This window comes from Pseudobutyrivibrio sp. ACV-2 (genome assembly GCF_900107545.1).
Classification (GTDB): domain Bacteria; phylum Bacillota; class Clostridia; order Lachnospirales; family Lachnospiraceae; genus Pseudobutyrivibrio.
Genome location: NZ_FNQZ01000007.1, coordinates 33,806 through 53,345, shown reverse-complemented (window position 1 = coordinate 53,345; position 19,540 = coordinate 33,806). Strand labels below are relative to the sequence as shown.

Below are 19,540 nucleotides of genomic sequence, written 5' to 3'. Positions count from 1 at the left end.
AAAAGCGTTTCTAGTTTGATACTAGGTATTCGCTTGGTTTCCTAAGTACTTTGTCGGTAGCAATTGCTGCTGCACCGTAAAGTGTTGGATCAACAGTAAGCTTTGAGATTTTTATCTGTACCCTTTTGCTTATATCAGGTAAGATTCGCTCCTTTACTATTCTGTTGATGGTAGGAAGAAGTAGGTCTCCTCCCTGTGAAATACTATCCCCAATTACTATAATTTCTGGATCGTAAGCATTTATAAGTGTTACGCATCCATATCCTAAATACTCTGCTATTTCTTCTGTAAGCTTAAGGGCTTTTTCATTGCCCTCCTTAGCAGCTTCAAAAACTCTATTGCAAGCCTCCCATCTATTTTCAAAATCTCTTTCAAATAATTCTGGAAGAGACTTTTCAGCTTTTTTTAGCATTGCTGTTGTTGAACAGTAAAGCTCTAAGCAACCTTTGTTGCCACACTCACATGTAGGTCCATTTACATCTATGCTGATGTGCCCTATCTCACTTGCGATTCCAAGATTTCCAAGTAATAGTCTGTCATGATCAACGATTCCTGAACCTACGCCCTCACCAGCTAAAAAATATGCCAGTGAATTGATTGGTCGTCCATGATTTCCGAACCACCACTCTGCCAAAGCTCCGGCATTTGCATCCTGTTCTATGAACAATGGCTTATCGAATTCATTTTTGAATTCATCAATAAAATTAACATTTTGCCAGCTCGACATTCGTGTCACCATGGCGATTCGTCCTTCCTTTCTAAGATAAGGACCAGGCACTGCCAGGCCAATGGCTACCACATTTTCATATTTATCTAAAAGACTATGAATCTGATTTTTCATGTCTGCCACAACATCTGTTGCAAAATCCTCTAAGCTGAATTCTGTTTCCTGTTGTGTGTATACCTTTCCACAAATATCAAACACACCCATGGAAAATACATGTCTGGAAAACTTAACACCGATGACAAGATTTTTCTCAGCGTTCAGTCGAAGTCCGATTGAGCGTCTATTTCCTTCGCCCTTTACAAACCCTACTTCGGTTACAATTCCCATATCTATCAGGACTGCAACTATCTTTGTGATTGATGCCTGTGTGAGGCCTGTCATTTTTGCTATGTCTGCTCTGGAACATACATCCATCTGCTGCAGAATTCTAACAATCGCTGAGCGATTCATTTCTACCAAGTCGCTTGTATTGTTTCCAGCCACCTCTTTTATTTTTTTCATTTTTGAATACCCCTAGACCTTATTTTTTGGACCTAAGTTAATTTCAAAGGTTAATTACTTAACTCTGTTAATACATTAACCTTTTTAATTACCTCCGTCAATAAAGATACTGTAATTAAATCATTTTTGTAAATTGTAGTAAAAACCAACTGTTTTATTTCGTATAAACCGCATAAAATCAGTATATGTGGCATATTTCGTGATTATTGTAGTGAAAACTAATCATTATTTTCTGACTTTTCAGGCAAAAAATTAGGTTGATGTGAGTATTTATATAAAACTCAATCATCAACCTAATCATCTAGCACTATTTTGTTTCCATTTTAATGCTCCTCACAAAAATGTCCTGTTGACATATATGAGGCATTTCACTTATATTAAACGTTTATTTCTGCCTTTACACCAAGAATATCCTTGTTTGCTTCAAGAATTGGTGTAATAACATCACGAAGATATACCTCTACCTGTCGTGGGCTACGTCCCACATAACGGCTAGGCTCCATAGTAGCTTCAAGCTCCTCAAGTCCCATTGGGAACTGATCATCTGCTGCTATAAGCGAAAGCAAGTTGTTCTCTTTACCCTCTACCTTGACATTCTTACCTGCCTCCATTGAAAGAGTACGAATCTTTTCATGAAGCTCCTGACGGTTTCCGCCAAGCTTTACAGCATCCATCATAATATTTTCAGTAGCCATAAATGGAAGCTCAGACATAAGGCGCTTTGTAATAACCTTGTCATATACAACAAGTCCATCTACTACATTAAGGCATAAATCAAGGACGCCGTCTGTTGCAAGGAAGCCCTCTGCAATAGAAAGACGCTTGTTTGCTGAATCATCGAGTGTACGCTCAAACCACTGTGTAGCTGATGTGATAGCAGGATTAAGTGCATCAATCATAACGTAGCGTGAAAGTGATGCAATACGCTCTGAACGCATAGGATTGCGCTTGTAAGCCATTGCTGATGAACCAATCTGACTCTTTTCAAATGGCTCCTCCACTTCCTTTAAGTGCTGAAGCAAGCGGATATCATTTGACATCTTGTGAGCACTTGCTGCAATACCTGCAAGGATATTACATACTCTGGTGTCAACCTTTCTAGAATATGTCTGACCTGAAACTGGATAGCAAGCTGTAAATCCCATCTTTGAAGCAATCATAGGATCAATCTTGTCGATTGTCTCATTATCTCCATTGAAAAGCTCTAAGAAACTAGCCTGTGTACCTGTTGTACCCTTTGAGCCAAGAAGCTTAAGAGTAGAAAGCACAAAGTCTAAATCCTCTAAATCCATAACAAACTCATTGAGCCAAAGTGTAGCACGCTTTCCTACTGTTGTAGGCTGTGCAGGCTGAAAATGAGTGAAGGCAAGTGTAGGCTGTGCCTTGTACTTATCAGCAAATGAAGCAAGCTCTGCGATTACGTTTACAAGCTTCTTTCTGATAAGAAGAAGTGCATCACGCATTATAATAATATCTGTGTTATCACCAACATAGCAGCTTGTTGCTCCAAGGTGAATGATTCCAGCAGCCTTTGGGCACTGCTGACCGTAAGCGTAAACATGGCTCATCACATCATGTCTTACTTCCTTTTCACGAGCCTTTGCAACATCGTAGTTGATATCCTCAATATGCTGCTTCATCTCATCAATCATATCCTGAGTGATAACTGGCTTTCCATCCTGTGAAAGGCCAAGCTCCATCTCTGTCTCTGCAAGCGCAATCCAAAGACGGCGCCATGTAGAAAACTTTTTATCCTGTGAAAAGATGTACTGCATTTCTTTGCTGGCATATCTCTCTGAAAGTGGGCTGGTGTATCTGCTTGTATCTGACATAAAAATATTCTCCTCTGAATAAATATTATCGGGAAGACGCACCATTTATAATCCCTTCGGCATGGGTGCGTCGTGGTAAACAGGTTCTCCCCATAAATGGGTCCCCCCTATTTACTTTTCGTAGTCACCACGAATATCTGTAGTTGGTGGGGCGATTGGGTACTTTCCATCGAAGCAACCATGGCATATCTCAAGTCCGTCTACCATCTGTGATAATCTATCAAATCCCAAGTATGCTAAAGAATCAGCTCCTATGATTTCGCAGATTTCTTCAACTGTATGATTGTAGGCTATAAGCTGCTCACGGCATGGCACATCTGTACCAAAGTAGCAAGGCCATAAGAATGGTGGTGAAGAAATACGAACATGTACCTCTGTAGCACCTGCATCACGAAGCATTTTAACAATGCGATCTGATGTAGTACCACGAACAATTGAATCATCAATCATGATAATTCTCTTGCCCTTTACCACTTCCTTTAATGCATTTAGCTTGACCTGTACAGAAGACTCTCTGCTAGCCTGCTTGGGCTTGATGAAGGTACGACCTACATAGCTGTTTTTAATAAAGGCTGTACCATAAGGGATGCCTGACTCAAGAGAATATCCCTGAGCAGCTGCATTACCTGATTCAGGTACACCTACTACTAAATCTGCCTCCACTGGAGAATCCTGAGCTAAGAATCTTCCTGCCTTAATACGAGCTTCATATACTGATTTGCCGTCAAAAGAACTATCAGTTCTGGCAAAATAAATATATTCAAATATACAACGAGCATGATCTTCCTTTGGAATACATCTGCTCTTATCTGATTTAATTCCAAAATCTGGAGAAATAGTAACAATCTCACCTGGTTCTACATCACGGACATATGTTGCACCAACTGTGTCAAGTGCGCATGTCTCTGATGCGATAACGTAAACATTGTCACGTTTACCGATACAAAGAGGTCTAAAGCCCTGAGGATCACGTGCTGCAATAAGCTTTCTAGGCGACATAACTACGAGGGAATAAGCACCCTTAAGCTTGTCACAAGCCTTTGCCACAGCTTCCTCAACAGAAGCACTGTTAAGACGCTCTCTTGCAATAAGATATGCTATAGTTTCTGAGTCAATAGTGGTCTGGAAAATGGCACCTGTCATAGAAAGCTCATCTCTAAGCTCCTCTGCGTTGATAAGGTTACCATTGTGTGCCATTCCAAGAATGCCCTTTACATAAGAAAGCACAAGTGGCTGTGCATTTTCTCGGCATGAGGAACCGGCAGTAGAATATCTGGTATGACCTACACCGATATCTCCGTGCATTCCTTCCAGAATATCCTGGTCAAAAACTTCATTAACAAGCCCCATATCCTTATGAAGAGCGTAATTACGTTTTGGACCATTTGTGTCAGATACGGCGATACCGCAGCTCTCCTGACCTCTGTGCTGTAAAGCAAAAAGGCCATAATAAATCGAGGAGGCAACATCTCCACCGTCGAAATCATACATCGCAAAGACGCCACACTCCTCGTGCAAATCGTCCCATGGAGTATCCTTAAAGCTAAAATCTCCCATTAAAATCTCCTAATAACTTTAGTCTGATGCGCTAAGTGAAAATTATTCATACTCACTTAGCACATCTCATCTAAATTCTAAAATAATAAAATCAAAGTCCAGTGTCTGTTATACGCAAAGCTCCTTGCCTGTAAGAAGTGCATAGGCCTCAAGATATTTGTCGATTGTCTTATCGATAACATCCTGTGGAAGTAAGTAATCAGAATCAGGATTAGCCTTGAGCCAATCACGTACAAACTGCTTGTCAAATGATGGCTGTCCGTGACCTGCTTCGTAACCCTCAAATGGCCAGAAACGTGAGCTGTCTGGAGTAAGCATCTCATCTGCAAGTACGATGTTTCCCTCCTCATCGAGACCAAACTCAAACTTTGTATCAGCAATAATAATACCCTTTGTAAGAGCATAATCAGCACACTTCTTGTAAAGAGCAATTGTATTGTCTCTAAGTGCTGTAGCATATTCCTGACCGTGTCCTGGGAATTCCTTTTCAAGAACCTCTATAGAACGCTCAAAAGAGATATTTTCATCATGATCACCAATTTCTGCCTTGGTAGAAGGAGTGTAGATAGGCTCAGGAAGCTTGTCAGATTCCTTTAAACCTTCTGGAAGCTTTATGCCACAAACAGTACCATTTTCCTGGTAGCTAGCCCATCCAGAACCTGTGATGTAACCGCGAACGATGCACTCAATCGGAAGCATTGTAAGCTTCTTGCACATCATTGCCTTGCCCTTGTACTCATCATTCTGGAAGAATTCAGGCATATCCTTTACATCAGTTGAAAGCATGTGATTTGGAACGATGTCCTTTGTCAGGTCAAACCAGAACTTAGACATCTGGGTAAGTACTGCACCCTTGTTAACAATCTTGTTCTTTAAGATAACATCGAATGCAGATATACGATCTGTGGCTACCATGATAATGCTGTCGCCATTATCGTATACTTCTCTTACTTTTCCTTCTTTAATTGGTCTCATAAATCAAATCCTCTCTCTTATTTATTTAGTTTTATATAGTAATTACCCTCCCCCATAAAGGGGGATGAATAATTATTTCTTAATTAAAAGTGACTTACCAGTCATCTCCTTTGGCTGCTCAAGGCCCATGACCTCAATAAGTGTAGGAGCGATATCACAAAGTGCGCCACCCTCGCGAAGTGTATATTCACTATCGTAGTTAACTAAGATAAATGGAACAGGATTTGTTGTGTGAGCTGTGTATGGCTCTCCTGTCTCATAATCAATCATCTTATCTGCATTACCGTGGTCTGCGCAGATGAACATTGCTCCATCCACCTCTTTGATTGCTTCCACAGCATCTCCTACAAGTGAGTCTACACGCTCAACAGCCTTTACGGCTGCCTCTATGACGCCAGTATGACCTACCATATCTGGGTTAGCAAAATTGATAACGATAACATCGTAGTTGCCAGACTTAATAGCCTCTACAAGCTTTGCTCCAACCTCTGGTGCTGACATTTCAGGCTTAAGGTCATATGTAGCTACATCCTTTGGTGAATTAACAAGGATTCTTTCCTCATCCTTGTTAGGCTCTTCAACACCACCGTTGAAGAAGAATGTAACATGTGCGTATTTTTCTGTCTCAGCAAGTCTAAGCTGCTTTAATCCGTGGTTAGCTAAGAACTCGCCAAATGTATTTGCAATTGATTCTTTTTCGAATGCAATGTGCTTGTTAGGGATTGTCTCATCGTAATCCTTGAAGCAAGCATAGTAAAGATTAAGGAATTCTCTGTCAAATCCTGTGAACTTGTCATCACAGAATGCTCTTGTGATTTCACGAGCACGGTCTGGACGGAAGTTAAAGAATACAACTGAATCTCCATTCTTTACAACTGAAAGTGGGTTACCAGCTTCATCTGTGATAACTGTTGGAAGAACGAACTCATCAGTAACTCCATCATCATATGATGCCTGCATAGCATCTGAAACAGAAGTTGCCTTAACACCCTCTCCCTTAACAAGAGAATCGTAAGCCTTCTGTACACGATCCCAGTTGTTATCTCTATCCATTGCATAGTAACGACCAGAAAGAGATGCAATCTGTCCTACTCCGATTTCATCCATCTTCTTCTGAAGAGTCTCTAAGAAATCCTTACCAGAAGCTGGTGGAGTGTCACGACCATCAAGGAATGCATGAACATAAACCTTTGAAAGACCGTTCTTCTTGCACATCTCAAGCATGCCGTATACATGCTCGATGTGGCTATGTACACCACCATCTGAAAGAAGACCCCAAAGGTGCATATCTGAATCATTCTTCTTGCAGTTTTCAATTGCCTCAAGAAGAACCTTATTTTCGAAAAAGTCGCCATCGTTGATAGCCTTTGTGATTCTGGTGAGATCCTGGTAGATGATGCGGCCAGCGCCGATATTCATATGACCTACTTCAGAATTTCCCATCTGACCATCTGGAAGACCAACAAACAAGCCTGATGCCTGGCCCTGAACAAATGGGCACTCAGCCATAAGCTTATCCATCACTGGTGTATTTGCCATTGCAATGGCGTTTCCCTTTGGATTTTCGTTAATTCCGTATCCATCGAGAACCATAAGTACTACAGGTTTCTTACTCATAGTAATTCCTCCTTAAATGCCTAGTGTTACTAGTTCATTATTCTATTGTTTTTTGGTAATATGTCCCATTTTATCTATCTGAGCAGATTCAGATAAACTATTGAGACTATCTATGATATTGCTATATGCACTATCCTCTGAATTAAGTAGGCTTGTCACGCCTGAACTAAACCGACATGGATAAAAATATGAATCTATACTTCCATCTTCTTTAATTCGTATCTGGGCTATGCCTGTATCATAATCATCTGGCATAGTGCCTGTGATAGAGAACCAATAATTTCCCAAACTGTAGAAAATTGGAACATCATCCATATATTCAACTGCCTGAAGACAGTGTGTGTGCCCACCTATTATAACATCTGCACCAGCTTCTACAAACTTTTTGGCAAGAACAACCTGATCCTCTCCATAATTTGCATTGCCCTCTGTACCCCAATGTGGGATTACAATGACGTAATCAGAATTTGCTTTTGCTTGCCTGATTTCTTCACAGAATATTTCAGGATGAAGGCATTTTAAGACACCAGGTGATATGCCTGTGGCTTCCTGAGTAAAGTTTAGGGTTCTTTCTATCTGTGTGCCAGCACAAATTGCAATTTTTTTACCACCAGCTATAAAATAAACTGGTTTTTGCGCCTCTTCTAAATTAACACCTGCACCTGTAAATGGCATACCTGCAGCCCTTAAGGTATCAAGTGTATCTAAAAGACCTACTTCGCCATAATCAAAAACATGATTATTTGCAACACTTACTACATCAACACCTAAAGTATCAAGTAGTTCAACTCTCGATGGGTCTCCTCTGAAGGTATATGCCTTACCTTCAAGAGCAGTTCCTCTATTAGTGTAGGAGAACTCATTATTAACCATCAATATATCAGCAGACTGCATTTCTTCTAAGAGTTTTTTAGAGAAGCAGTCGGTGATTCCATTTACCTGGTGATCCATATAGACCGTTGTAGCAACTCCATCGGCGAAGGATAGATCGCCTGTAAAATCCATTACCAAATCACCATTAATTTCTTTATCTAAAACAAAGGTGTTGTCAAACGAATATTGTTGTATTCCTGTATTTTGACAATAGTCATACCATAAAACATGTATACTTTTTCCTGTCATTTCATACCAGATATCAGGAGTATCATAATTAGCATAGCTGGCAATTTCTTCGATAACATTATCACCGTACTTAGCACCTATCATAGAAAGAAAAGTTTCATCAATAGGATGCCCACCAATAAAGGCTTTCGTACTATTGTTAAGGATTGTATCCCAAGCATCTGCTAAATCAGCAATATAAAGTTTCTGTGGCTTATTTTCTTGTAAATTGTGTGTTTCTCCTGATGTATCTACCTTGCCACAGCCTGAAAAAATAATAGCCGATATCATCAGAAGAGGTAAAAAGCTATTACATTTCTTCATTAATCTGTGCTTTAACTCGGACTACAGCCTCTGTTGCACCTTCATAGCCGGAACTAGCGGCCATTTCATAATAGGATAATGCTGTCTCCAAATTCCTCTCAACCCCGTATCCGTTTTCGTATAGAAAGCCCAAATTTACCTGGGCAATTGAATAACCCTGCAATGCTGCAAGCTTTTGGTAATATACTGCAGATGCAAAATCAACATCCACACCATAGCCATTATAATAAAGATAACCCACCTGATTCAATGCTGGAGCATAATCAAGATCTGAAGCTTTCAAATAAAACTCCATAGCTTTTTCGTAGTCTTTGTCTACACCAATTCCGTTTTCATACATCTGACCGATGTAGTAGCTTGCCTTAGCTGAATTATTATCAGATGCTGCAGTAAAATATTCTAGTGCAGTCTCAGAATTTTCTTCCACACCCTCGCCTTTAACGTACATAAGACCAAGTGCGATATTAGAAAGATTGATAGCATCTCTGTCGTTTAATGCTGTGCTTGAGGATTTTGCTACTCTGTTGTAGTAATCAAAAGCCTTTTTGTAGTCAGCTATAACACCGATGCCATTTTCATAGATATATCCTAAATAATAACCACCATCTAAATCTCCAGCCTGCTGTGCAACAGTAAGAAGATTTACAATCTGATCAAGTTCTGTAAGTTCTTCATCACTATCAGATACTGTCTGGTCTGAGTCTTTAGATTCGTTTGTATCTTTTGATGAAGTCTTTGTGGAATCTTTTGTTGCTTCTTTTTCAGAAGCTTTTTCTGATTCATTTGTTGATGCGTTGTTTGAGTCGTTTATTGTAGCTTCTGAAGAACTGTCTGCTGAAATAACTTCTTCAGATTCTGCTGTAGCCATTTTAGTGTAGCCGCCCTTTTCAAGCATAACTCTGGCTAGACCGACTTTAGCGTTGGTAGAGCCGTTTTCGATGGCTGTGTTAAAAAGTTCCTCAGCCTTATCTAAATCTGCTTCTACTGCTGCTCCATTGAGATAAAAATATCCTAATGCACATGTTCCATCTACATTTCCAGAATCTGAAGCCATCTGATACCAGGAAAATGCCTCATAAAAATTCTGTTTTACTTCTTCGTTTCCATACTCAAGCATACGACCAAGCATGACCTGAGCATCGGTGTCTCCCTCGTATGCTAAAACTTCTAGCTCGTTATATTTTAAAACTGTGTAATCCTCAACTGCAACGTCATCGAAGGCCACCTGCTCTGTGGTGTCCACAGCATCTATCTCCTCTTCCTCTTCTTTCTTTCCACAACCGAAAAGTGTCAAGGAACATATTCCTAAAATTGCGCATAAATGAAGATATCGCTTCATATTAATCCTCCAAGGACTAAAAACGTCCATCAGCGGAGATTATACCATAAAATTTTGGCATTTAAAACAGTAATAATATACATAAAAACGGATTCCAAAGAAGCTAATCTTGGAATCCGTTGTATTAAACTTTAAGAGTATTTAATTGTCAGCTAATTAAAAATTAAGCGTTAACAATCTTACCGAAGTCTGGCTTAAGTGATGCACCACCAATAAGACCACCATCGATATTTGGCTTGCTAAGAAGCTCAGCAGCGTTAGAAGCGTTCATAGATCCGCCGTACTGAATGCGAACTGCCTCAGCTGTAGCCTCATCATAAAGCTTAGCAATAAGCTCACGAATAAATGCGCAAACTTCTTCAGCCTGATCAGCTGTAGCTGTCTCACCTGTACCGATAGCCCAGATTGGCTCGTATGCGATAACAAGGTTCTTCACCTGATCAGCTGTAACGCCTGAAAGATCCCATGTAATCTGACGCTCAATCCACTCCTTGTATGTGTCAGCCTTGCGAAGTGCAAGAGACTCACCACAGCAAAGAATTGGTGTAAGACCAGCAGCAAATGCCTTCTTAACCTTTGCGTTGATAAGGATGTCGTTTTCTCCGAAGATATCACGTCTCTCAGAGTGACCCATGATAACATACTTAACACCAGCATCTACAAGCATAGGAGCTGAGATTTCACCTGTGAAAGCACCCTTATCTTCAATGTAGAAGTTCTCAGCACCAACGTTTACGTTTGTGCCCTTAACTGCCTCTACTACAGGAACGATATCGATTGCAGGTACGCAGTAAACTACATCTACATCATCGTTCTTTACTAAATCCTTAAGCTCAGCAACAAGCTTTACAGCCTCAGAAGGTGTCATGTTCATCTTCCAGTTGCCGGCAATAATTCTTCTTCTTGCCATTTTTATTTACCTCTCTTATTTATCGTCTGCAGCGTAAACGCCTGGAAGCTCCTTACCCTCAAGGAACTCAAGTGATGCTCCACCACCTGTAGAGATGTGGCTCATCTTGTCAGCGAAACCAAGCTGGTTAACAGCTGCGGCTGAATCACCACCACCGATGATTGTTGTAGCATCTGTTTCAGCAAGTGCCTGAGCAACTGCCTTTGTACCTTCAGCAAGTGCTGGGTTCTCGAAAAGACCCATTGGTCCGTTCCAAAGAACTGTCTTAGCAGACTTAACCTTGCTAGCGAAGAGCTCTACAGTCTTAGGTCCGATATCGCATCCCATTCTGTCTGCTGGCATGTTCTCGTTGTCATAAGCTTCTGTCTCAACTGCAGCATCGATTGGATTTGGGAATGAAGCAACTGTTACAGAGTCAAGTGGAAGAAGGATTTCCTTACCCATGCTCTTTGCCTTCTCAAGCATATCCTTGCAGTAATCAAGCTTTGTATCATCACAAAGTGATGTTCCGATTTCATATCCCATAGCCTTAAGGAATGTGAATGCCATACCACCACCGATGATAAGTGTATCACACTTCTCAAGAAGGTTATTGATTACGTTAAGCTTATCAGCAACCTTAGCACCACCAAGGATTGCTACGAATGGATGTACTGGGTTCTCTACAGCATTGCCAAGGAAGTCAATTTCCTTCTGCATAAGGTATCCAACTACGTTAGAACCACCCTTCTCTGTGATGAACTTTGTAACACCAGCTACAGAAGCGTGTGCTCTGTGTGATGAACCAAAAGCGTCACATACATAATCATCTGCAAGATCAGCAAGTTCCTTAGAGAAAGCTTCACCATTCTTTGTCTCTTCCTCGCCACGGAAACGAGTATTCTGAAGAAGAACAACATCGCCTTCGTTCATAGCTTCAACTGCTGCTGTAGCAGCCTCGCCTGTTACGTTGTAATCAGCAACGAAGTTAACTTCCTTGCCAAGCTTCTCTGAAAGTCTCTTTGCTACTGGTGCAAGTGACTCGCCTTCGTTAGGGCCATTCTTTACCTTTCCAAGGTGTGAGCAAAGGATAACCTTTCCTCCATCAGCGATAAGCTTGTTGATTGTTGGAAGTGCTGCGTTGATACGTGTTTCGTCTGTGATTTCTCCTGCCTTAAGAGGTACGTTGAAATCGCAACGAACGAGAACGCGACGTCCCTTTACGTTGATATCATCAACTGTCTTCTTGTTTAATGCCATTATTATATCCTCCTTAAAATTAAGAAAGGGGTTCGGTCCATAAGGACCGGACCCCTAAATAAGTCGTTAAATTCGATAAACGAAATTATGCTAACTCTGAGAAGTACTTGATTGTACGAACCATCTGAGATGTGTAGCTGTTCTCGTTATCATACCAAGAAACAACCTGAACCTCATACTGGTCATCAGAGATCTTAGATACCATTGTCTGTGTAGCATCGAAGAGAGAACCAAATCTCATACCTACGATATCAGAAGAAACGATTTCATCCTCGTTGTAACCGAATGACTCGTTAGCTGCTGCCTTCATAGCTGCGTTGATACCTTCAACAGTAACATCAGCCTTATTTACAACTGCTGTAAGGATTGTTGTAGAACCTGTTGGTGTAGGAACACGCTGTGCAGATCCGATAAGCTTTCCGTTAAGCTCTGGGATAACAAGACCGATAGCCTTTGCAGCACCTGTTGAGTTAGGAACGATGTTAACTGCTGCTGCACGTGAACGACGAAGGTCACCCTTTCTCTGTGGTCCATCAAGTGTCATCTGATCACCTGTGTAAGCATGGATTGTTACCATGATACCAGACTGGATTGGAGCGAACTTGTTAAGTGCGTCAGCCATAGGTGCTAAGCAGTTTGTTGTACATGAAGCTGCTGAGATGATTGTATCATCAGCCTTAAGTGTCTCATGGTTTGTGTTGTATACGATTGTAGGAAGATCGTTTCCTGCTGGAGCAGAGATAACAACCTTTCTAGCACCTGCATTGATATGAGCCTGTGCCTTTTCCTTTGATGTGTAGAATCCTGAACACTCAAGAACTACGTCAACCTTAAGGTCACCCCATGGGCAATTGTTTGCATCTGGGAATGCATAGATCTTGATTTCCTTACCGCAAACGATGATAGAATCATCTGTGCAAGAAACCTCATCTGCATGCTCGTACTTTCCCTGTGATGAATCATACTTTAAAAGATGTGCTAACATCTTTGGGCTAGTTAAGTCGTTGATTGCTACTACTTCGTAACCTTCTGCTCCGAACATCTGACGGAATGCAAGACGTCCGATACGGCCAAAACCGTTGATTGCTACTCTTACTGCCATTTTTAAATCCTCCTAAAGATTCTTTTAAAAAATATTTTTCTTGAGATGCTTCAAAAAACACCCCGTATGCACTTCATTTTAAACAAAACCGTTCTATAATTCAACCCCCAAATGAAAATATTGTTAAATTTTTCTCAAAGTAGTAGAATTACTCCATGAATAGGAGGACTCACTATGTTTTGGGACAGTCATATGCACAGCAATTTTTCAGGTGATTCTGAAGCTAAACCTATAGAAATGATTAATGTCGCAAGGGAAAAAGGATTGCCTGGAATTACTTTCACAGACCATCTAGACCTGGAATATCCTAAAGAATTTGGTTTCTTCGATTTAGATATTGCAAATTACTATGATAAACAGCATGAGCTTGCGTTAAAGGAATCCACCAGCGAATTTACCATTTTAACCGGAATTGAAGTAGGATTGCAGCCACAGGTTGCAGATAAAAATAACAAAATTGTAAGCTCAAAACCTTATGATTACGTTATAGGAAGTACCCATTTAGTAGATAAATACGATCCTTATTTTGAGAGCTTTTGGAAAAGAGATTCTGCAGATAAGCTACTTAAGCGTTGCTATGAGCAGGTTTATGAGAACATCAATGCATATACTAATTTTGACAGTCTGGGGCATCTGGACTATCCATTTAGATATGTAAATGATGAAAATTTAAAAAACAACTGCTACGAGCCATACAAAGATGTAATAAATGCCATATTAGAGCGAATCATTAGTCTTGATAAAGCATTGGAAATCAACACTGCCGCCCTTCGTAAAGGTATGACATATCCAAATCCACATATAGATACTATAAAACGATATCGTGAATTAGGCGGTAAACTCATTACAATAGGTGCTGATGCTCACACCCCTGCAGATATTGCAGCTGACTTTGATACACTTCCTGAGTTACTTCACAAATGCGGTTTTAATGAATATGTTGTATATAAAAAAAGAAAGCCTGAAGCTTACCCACTATAGGAAAGCTCAGGCTTTTCTTTATATATTTTTCTATGAAAAAACTCTCTTGTATATTTCCTCTACTATATCGTCCACTGCTCTGTCATCTACACAAACAACAAAATCTGCAGCCACTTTATACTTTTCTTCTCTTTTACCCATAAGCTCCCTTATATAGCCCACATTCTTATTTCCTTCAAGCAAAGGTCTATTATGGCTATTTTTAACTCTCTCCAATATAGTTTCAGGTGTAGCTTCCAGAAGAATAATTTTTCCGCTCTTTTTCATTTCCTGAACATTCTCTTCCCTAAGAACCGCTCCGCCACCGCACGAAATTACCACATTATCCATTATCTGTATATTTTTTATCAGATTCGTCTCTAAATCTCTAAAAAAAGTCTCCCCCTTAAATGCAAAAATATCTGGAATTGTCATATTCTCGTCCTTCTCTATCTGGGCATCCATATCTATAATTTGCATCCCATATTTGCTATTAAGTCCATTTGCTATTGTAGTTTTTCCTGTACCCATGAAACCAATCAGAAAAATATTTGCCATAACAAGTTCTCCATCAAATCAAATTTTTCTAATATCCTACCAAAAAATATCTAATAATAAAAGGCACATGCTAGTTTTTGCGTCATAATTATGGTAATCTATTGTAGATTTTGTTAGTTAATATAACGCAATAAAATGAGGAAGTATCTACCATGAACAACTACATAGAAATTAAAAACATCAAAATTGGTGATGGCATTCCAAAAATCTGCGTCCCAATCGTTGGAAAGAACGAAGAAGACATCATAAATTCCGCTAAGGAAATTGAAAAGGTAAAACACGATTTAGTTGAATGGCGTGTTGATTATTATGAAGATGTCACAAACCCTGACAGTGTTAACGCCATACTGGCTTCGCTTAATTCCATTCTAAAAAACACCCCTATCCTGTTCACCTTCAGAACAAGGGCTGAGGGTGGAGAAATGGATTTATCAAAAGAAGCCTATTTGCAGATTAATCTTGAGGCAATAAAAAATGGTGGGATTGATTTAATAGATGTTGAATTATTTACCGGTGAAAATTTAGTAAAAACAATAATCGAAGAAGCTCATGCCAATAATATAAAGGTAGTTGTTTCAAATCACGATTTTGAACGCACTCCATCAAAAAAAGAGCTCGTGACCCGAATGCAGAGAATGCAAAATCTTGGCGCTGATATTCCAAAACTAGCTGTAATGCCTGTTGATAAATCCGACGTCCTGACACTATTAAGTGCCACCGATGAAATGTATGCAAACTATGCTGACAGACCTATAGTAACCATGGCTATGGGAAAGAATGGAATGATTAGTAGAATTTGTGGAGAATTCTTTGGCTCTGCCATCACTTTTGGCTCCGTTACAGAGTCCTCCGCCCCAGGACAAATACCTGCAGCCGAATTATCTATGCTGCTAACTATTTTACATAACTATTCATGAGACCAAATTACTAGAATTAAGGACACAAAATTATCATGCCAAACAAAAATATAATTGTAAAAGAAATATCAGATTACTCAGAAATAGAAAAAATCATACTCAAATTCAAAGATACCTTTTTTCTTAGAGCTATAACAAAAGACACATACAGAGATGTATTCATCAAAAAACATCTCGAAAATGGTCATTTTCTGGCAGAGTTTCATAATGATATCCCTGTTGGTTTTTTAAGTTTTTATTGCAATGATACTGAAAATAAAAAAGCCTTCATTACATCTCTCTCTTTAAGCGATGAATTAGGCTTTTTAAAAGGCAAAACACTTATGCGATTATTGAAAAACGGCTATCAAATAGCAGCTAGTAAAGGAATGCAAACTGTAGGACTTGAGGTAGAAAGCAACAATTATAAAGCCATCAAATTATACAAGCATTTCGGTTTTGAATTCGTACAATCAAGTGATGAAAAAACCAGGTTAATGGAAATACAATTGAATAAATTAAAGCAAGTTGCTATATAGTCTTACAAAAAACTATAATCCCCTGGCCTTTTGTTTTATTCGGGTCAGGGTGTTATCTATTGACTTTTCACTCTTCTCAAGCTTCAATGCAATTTCTTTATAGTCATAATCCTGCATATACAGCTCAAAAACCTTTTTTTCCCTTGGAGACAAAGCCTGTCTGAGGCGTTCAATCAAATCCATATTAGTCTCTGCTTCAATAATTAACTCCGCCGGATCATCTGATGCAAAAGCTGGCTCTTCCAACTGTGCTCCATCTTCATCATATAGTGAAACATATGCATTCAAAGGAGAATGTTTTTTTCTGTTGCTAGCCTCAATCGCCTTAATCATTTGCCTGTCGATGCAAAGTTGCGCAAAACGAAAGAAAGTAGCTTCAGAATGGATGTCATAATCACATATTGCACCAAAAAGCCCAATCATCCCCTCTTGAATAAGATCCTCGTTTTCACCACCTACCAAAAAATATTTTTTAGAATTTTTCAGTACCAATGGCTTATATTTTTCGCATATAAAATTCAGGACAGCAACATCGCCGTCCTGATATCTTTTAACTAATTGCTCATCTGACAGATTTTGATATTCTTTGTCTAACCACTTCATAAGCCAATACTCCACAAGCAACAGATGCATTAAGCGAATCAATATCGCCATACATTGGTATAGATGCAATCATATCACAATTTTTCTTTACAAGGTCTGATACACCATGACCTTCATTCCCAATAACAAGACCAATTGAACCGGTAAGGTTAAGGTCATACATTGTAGTGCCACCCATATCAGCGCACACAAACCACATACCCTGTTCCTTTAACTCTTCCATGGTCTTTGAAATGTTTGTGACCTTGGCAACAGGTGTATAGTTGATTGCACCTGCAGACGCTTTAGCTACAGTGGCTGTCAAGCCAACAGCACGATGTTTTGGAATGACCACACCATGTGCACCAGCCTGATTTGCTGTACGGATGATAGCTCCAAGATTATGTGGATCTTCAATATTATCAAGGATAATAATAAATGGGTCCTCCCCCTTAGAACGGGCATTTTCAAGGATGTCATCCAACTCAGCATACTCATAGCTTGCAGCATAGGCTATAACTCCTTGATGCTTACCCGTCTCTGAAAGCTGATCCAAACGTTCCTTTTTAACAAAACTAATAACAGTATCCTTGCTCTTTTTTGCTTCGCGAAGGATAGTCTGAATAGGTCCGTCTTTGCAACCGTCTAAGACGAACAATCTATCTATAGTTTTTCCACTTCTGAAGGCCTCCAGCACGGCGTTGCGGCCTTCTACTATTCTACTTTCTTCCATTTTTTTCTAAAACCCACGCGAGTTACGCCTACAATGTATAGCTGCATTTTTTTCATCGTTGTCACTATACTCTCAAAAAATGCAGCTATACATTGTAGCCTACTCGCTTACTCTTTCTAAATATCGGTGAATAGTTACTTAAACGCATATACGCGCTTTAACACGTTTAACGTTACATTAATCTAGAATATCTAAGCCTAAACGCTCTATTCCTAACGACACGAGTTCGCATATACGGTCCATATCATTGGTTAAATAGAGGTAGCCTACGACGGCTTCGAAGCCGGTTGCTTCTAGGTAATCCATGGTGGTGGCATTTTTGGCTTTGGTGTGAGGCTTGGAATTTCGGCCTCTACGGTACCAATCTGCCTCTTCTTCTGTGAAATCTTCCATCAATGCTGCTGCCATTTTAGCCTGAGTAGGAGCTTTTACGATAGAGCTTGCTCTTTGATGGAGCTTATTTACTGCAGTGTTGCCTTTATTTACCAGGATGGAACGGATAATTACATCAAAAATCGCATCGCCAATGTACGCTAACGTCAATGGTGAATAAGTTCTGATATCCTTAGATTCTATATCAAATTTGCCATTTAAATATTCATTTAAACCAGCTTCCATACTACTCCTTCACGAGTATCCTTTATTTCAACACCCTTTGCTAAAAGCTCATCACGGATGGCATCTGCTGTTGCAAAATCCTTAGCCTTCTTAGCCTCAGCACGGCGAGCAATCGCATCATTGATGAAAGCCTCAAACTCTGAGTCTACTGATGTACCAGCTTCTGAAAGCGCTTTAGCGTGTCCGATTAAATCAAGGGAAAGTACTCTGTCAAAGCTTTCAATTATAGCAAGCTTTGTAGCGTCGTTTGTATCTGCTTTGAGAGCATCATAAAGGATTGTTACAGCCATTGATGTGTTAAGATCATTTGAAACAGCTTCACGGAATTTGTTTTCAAATTCAGTCTTAACTGACTCATCTACAGTACCTTCAGCCTTAAGCTCTGAAACGCGCTTTACGATTTTGTTGTATGCCACTACTGCATTGTCAAGATTCTCATAAGAGAATACAAGTGGCTTACGGTAATGAGACTGTAAGCAGAAGAATCTGTATACAAGAGGGTCGTAGCCTTTTTCCTGAAGTACTGAAACTGTAAGGATTGCTCCCTTAGACTTTGACATTTTTCCTGACTGGTCATTAAGATGGTTGCTGTGGAACCAGTAGTTGCACCACTTGTGTCCAAGATAAGCTTCAGACTGAGCTATCTCGTTTGTGTGATGTGGGAAGATATTGTCAACACCACCGCAATGGATATCGATATATTCCCCAAGATGCTTCATAGAAATGCATGAGCATTCAATGTGCCAGCCTGGGTAACCAACGCCCCATGGGCTATCCCACTTGAGAGCCTGGTCCTCAAACTTTGATTTTGTAAACCAAAGAACAAAGTCAGTCTTATTCTTTTTATTGGTATCCTCTTCTACATCATCACGAACACCTACCTCAAGGGCTTCCTTTTCAACTGATGAAGAGAACACATAATAATCCTCTAATTTACTGGTATCAAAATAAACATTTCCACCTGCAAGATATGCATAACCCTTTTCTAAAAGAGTCTCTACCATATGAATGAATTCAGGAATGCAATTTGTTGCTGGTTCAACCACGTCTGGGCGCTTGTTTCCTACAGCATCAAAATCTTTAAAGAAAGCATCAGTATAGAACTTTGCAATCTCCATTACAGTCTTATGCTCACGCTTAGCACCTGCTACCATCTTATCTTCACCAGTATCAGCATCTGATGCAAGATGTCCAACATCTGTGATATTCATGACACGCTTAACATCATAGCCTGCATACTCAAGTGACTTTAAAAGAACATCCTGCATGATATATGTACGAATGTTTCCAATGTGTGCAAAATGGTAAACTGTAGGGCCACAGGTGTACATTGAAACCTTGCCTTCTTCATTTGGATGGAATTCCTCTACAGTTCTTGATAAAGTGTTGTAAAATTTAAACATTATGTATCTCCTAGTCCGCATTTATTA

General features: G+C 39.8%; 18 protein-coding genes. 3 read left to right on the top strand and 15 right to left on the bottom strand.

Annotation, left to right across the window (positions count from 1 at the left end; translation table 11 throughout):
- Window positions 1–10 precede the first annotated feature (10 nt).
- The 10 genes from BLV53_RS08975 to gap all read right to left on the bottom strand — a co-directional run bounded on the left by BLV53_RS08975 (window position 11) and on the right by gap (window position 13,224).
- Window positions 11–1,228, bottom strand: coding sequence for an ROK family transcriptional regulator (locus BLV53_RS08975; RefSeq protein WP_090300046.1), 1,218 nt, complete (start codon window positions 1,226–1,228; stop codon window positions 11–13).
- Window positions 1,229–1,605: 377 nt separating this feature from the next.
- Window positions 1,606–3,060 (bottom strand): adenylosuccinate lyase, encoded by a 1,455-nt coding sequence (gene purB, locus BLV53_RS08970; RefSeq protein WP_090300044.1) that lies wholly within the window; start codon window positions 3,058–3,060, stop codon window positions 1,606–1,608.
- A gap of 111 nt (window positions 3,061–3,171) precedes the next feature.
- Entirely contained in the window at window positions 3,172–4,617 is a 1,446-nt protein-coding gene (purF, locus tag BLV53_RS08965) for an amidophosphoribosyltransferase (RefSeq protein ID WP_090300042.1), read from the bottom strand.
- A 108-nt stretch (window positions 4,618–4,725) separates the two neighbouring features.
- Entirely contained in the window at window positions 4,726–5,592 is an 867-nt protein-coding gene (locus BLV53_RS08960; RefSeq protein WP_090300040.1) for a phosphoribosylaminoimidazolesuccinocarboxamide synthase, read from the bottom strand.
- A 72-nt stretch (window positions 5,593–5,664) separates the two neighbouring features.
- A complete protein-coding gene (gene gpmI, locus BLV53_RS08955) occupies window positions 5,665–7,209 on the bottom strand; it encodes a 2,3-bisphosphoglycerate-independent phosphoglycerate mutase (RefSeq protein WP_090300038.1) in 1,545 nt (514 codons plus the stop codon).
- Between the two features lie 42 nt (window positions 7,210–7,251).
- Window positions 7,252–8,634 (bottom strand): CapA family protein, encoded by a 1,383-nt coding sequence (locus BLV53_RS08950; protein WP_090300036.1) that lies wholly within the window; start codon window positions 8,632–8,634, stop codon window positions 7,252–7,254.
- Entirely contained in the window at window positions 8,621–9,973 is a 1,353-nt protein-coding gene (locus BLV53_RS08945; protein ID WP_170830803.1) for a tetratricopeptide repeat protein, read from the bottom strand. Before BLV53_RS08945 ends, BLV53_RS08950 begins: the two co-directional genes overlap by 14 nt.
- Window positions 9,974–10,136: 163 nt before the next feature.
- A complete protein-coding gene (gene tpiA / locus BLV53_RS08940; protein ID WP_090300033.1) occupies window positions 10,137–10,883 on the bottom strand; it encodes a triose-phosphate isomerase in 747 nt (248 codons plus the stop codon).
- A gap of 15 nt (window positions 10,884–10,898) precedes the next feature.
- Entirely contained in the window at window positions 10,899–12,122 is a 1,224-nt protein-coding gene (locus tag BLV53_RS08935; RefSeq protein ID WP_090300032.1) for a phosphoglycerate kinase, read from the bottom strand.
- An 85-nt stretch (window positions 12,123–12,207) separates the two neighbouring features.
- Complete coding sequence (gene gap, locus BLV53_RS08930) at window positions 12,208–13,224, bottom strand: type I glyceraldehyde-3-phosphate dehydrogenase (protein ID WP_090300030.1); 1,017 nt, start codon at window positions 13,222–13,224, stop codon at window positions 12,208–12,210.
- Between the two features lie 174 nt (window positions 13,225–13,398).
- Between gap and BLV53_RS08925 the strand changes: the two genes are divergently transcribed.
- Window positions 13,399–14,205, top strand: a complete 807-nt coding sequence (locus tag BLV53_RS08925; RefSeq protein ID WP_090300028.1) for a histidinol-phosphatase HisJ family protein — start codon at window positions 13,399–13,401, stop codon at window positions 14,203–14,205.
- 30 nt (window positions 14,206–14,235) lie between these two features.
- Here BLV53_RS08925 and BLV53_RS08920 read toward each other — a convergent pair whose 3' ends face one another.
- Window positions 14,236–14,742, bottom strand: a complete 507-nt coding sequence (locus BLV53_RS08920) for a shikimate kinase (protein ID WP_090300026.1) — start codon at window positions 14,740–14,742, stop codon at window positions 14,236–14,238.
- Between the two features lie 152 nt (window positions 14,743–14,894).
- On the opposite strand from BLV53_RS08920, the gene aroD reads away from it, so the two are divergent.
- Both aroD and BLV53_RS08910 read left to right on the top strand, forming a co-directional pair.
- The gene (gene aroD / locus BLV53_RS08915; RefSeq protein WP_090300024.1) at window positions 14,895–15,659 is read left to right on the top strand and encodes a type I 3-dehydroquinate dehydratase; all 765 of its coding nucleotides are present in this window, start codon (window positions 14,895–14,897) and stop codon (window positions 15,657–15,659) included.
- Between the two features lie 35 nt (window positions 15,660–15,694).
- Window positions 15,695–16,177 carry a GNAT family N-acetyltransferase gene (locus BLV53_RS08910; RefSeq protein WP_090300022.1) on the top strand — a complete coding sequence of 161 codons (483 nt, stop codon included), beginning with the start codon at window positions 15,695–15,697 and terminating at the stop codon, window positions 16,175–16,177.
- Window positions 16,178–16,189: 12 nt separating this feature from the next.
- Here the strand turns inward: BLV53_RS08910 and BLV53_RS08905 are convergent, their stop codons facing one another.
- From BLV53_RS08905 to cysS, 4 genes are all read right to left on the bottom strand, one after another.
- The gene (locus BLV53_RS08905) at window positions 16,190–16,780 is read right to left on the bottom strand and encodes a sigma-70 family RNA polymerase sigma factor (protein WP_090300019.1); all 591 of its coding nucleotides are present in this window, start codon (window positions 16,778–16,780) and stop codon (window positions 16,190–16,192) included.
- A complete protein-coding gene (rlmB, locus tag BLV53_RS08900; protein ID WP_090300017.1) occupies window positions 16,740–17,492 on the bottom strand; it encodes a 23S rRNA (guanosine(2251)-2'-O)-methyltransferase RlmB in 753 nt (250 codons plus the stop codon). The genes BLV53_RS08905 and rlmB overlap by 41 nt, the downstream gene beginning before the upstream one ends.
- A 177-nt stretch (window positions 17,493–17,669) precedes the next feature.
- Window positions 17,670–18,110, bottom strand: coding sequence for a Mini-ribonuclease 3 (locus tag BLV53_RS08895; protein WP_090300014.1), 441 nt, complete (start codon window positions 18,108–18,110; stop codon window positions 17,670–17,672).
- Window positions 18,095–19,513 (bottom strand): cysteine--tRNA ligase, encoded by a 1,419-nt coding sequence (gene cysS / locus BLV53_RS08890; protein ID WP_090300012.1) that lies wholly within the window; start codon window positions 19,511–19,513, stop codon window positions 18,095–18,097. Before cysS ends, BLV53_RS08895 begins: the two co-directional genes overlap by 16 nt.
- Window positions 19,514–19,540: the final 27 nt, after the last annotated feature.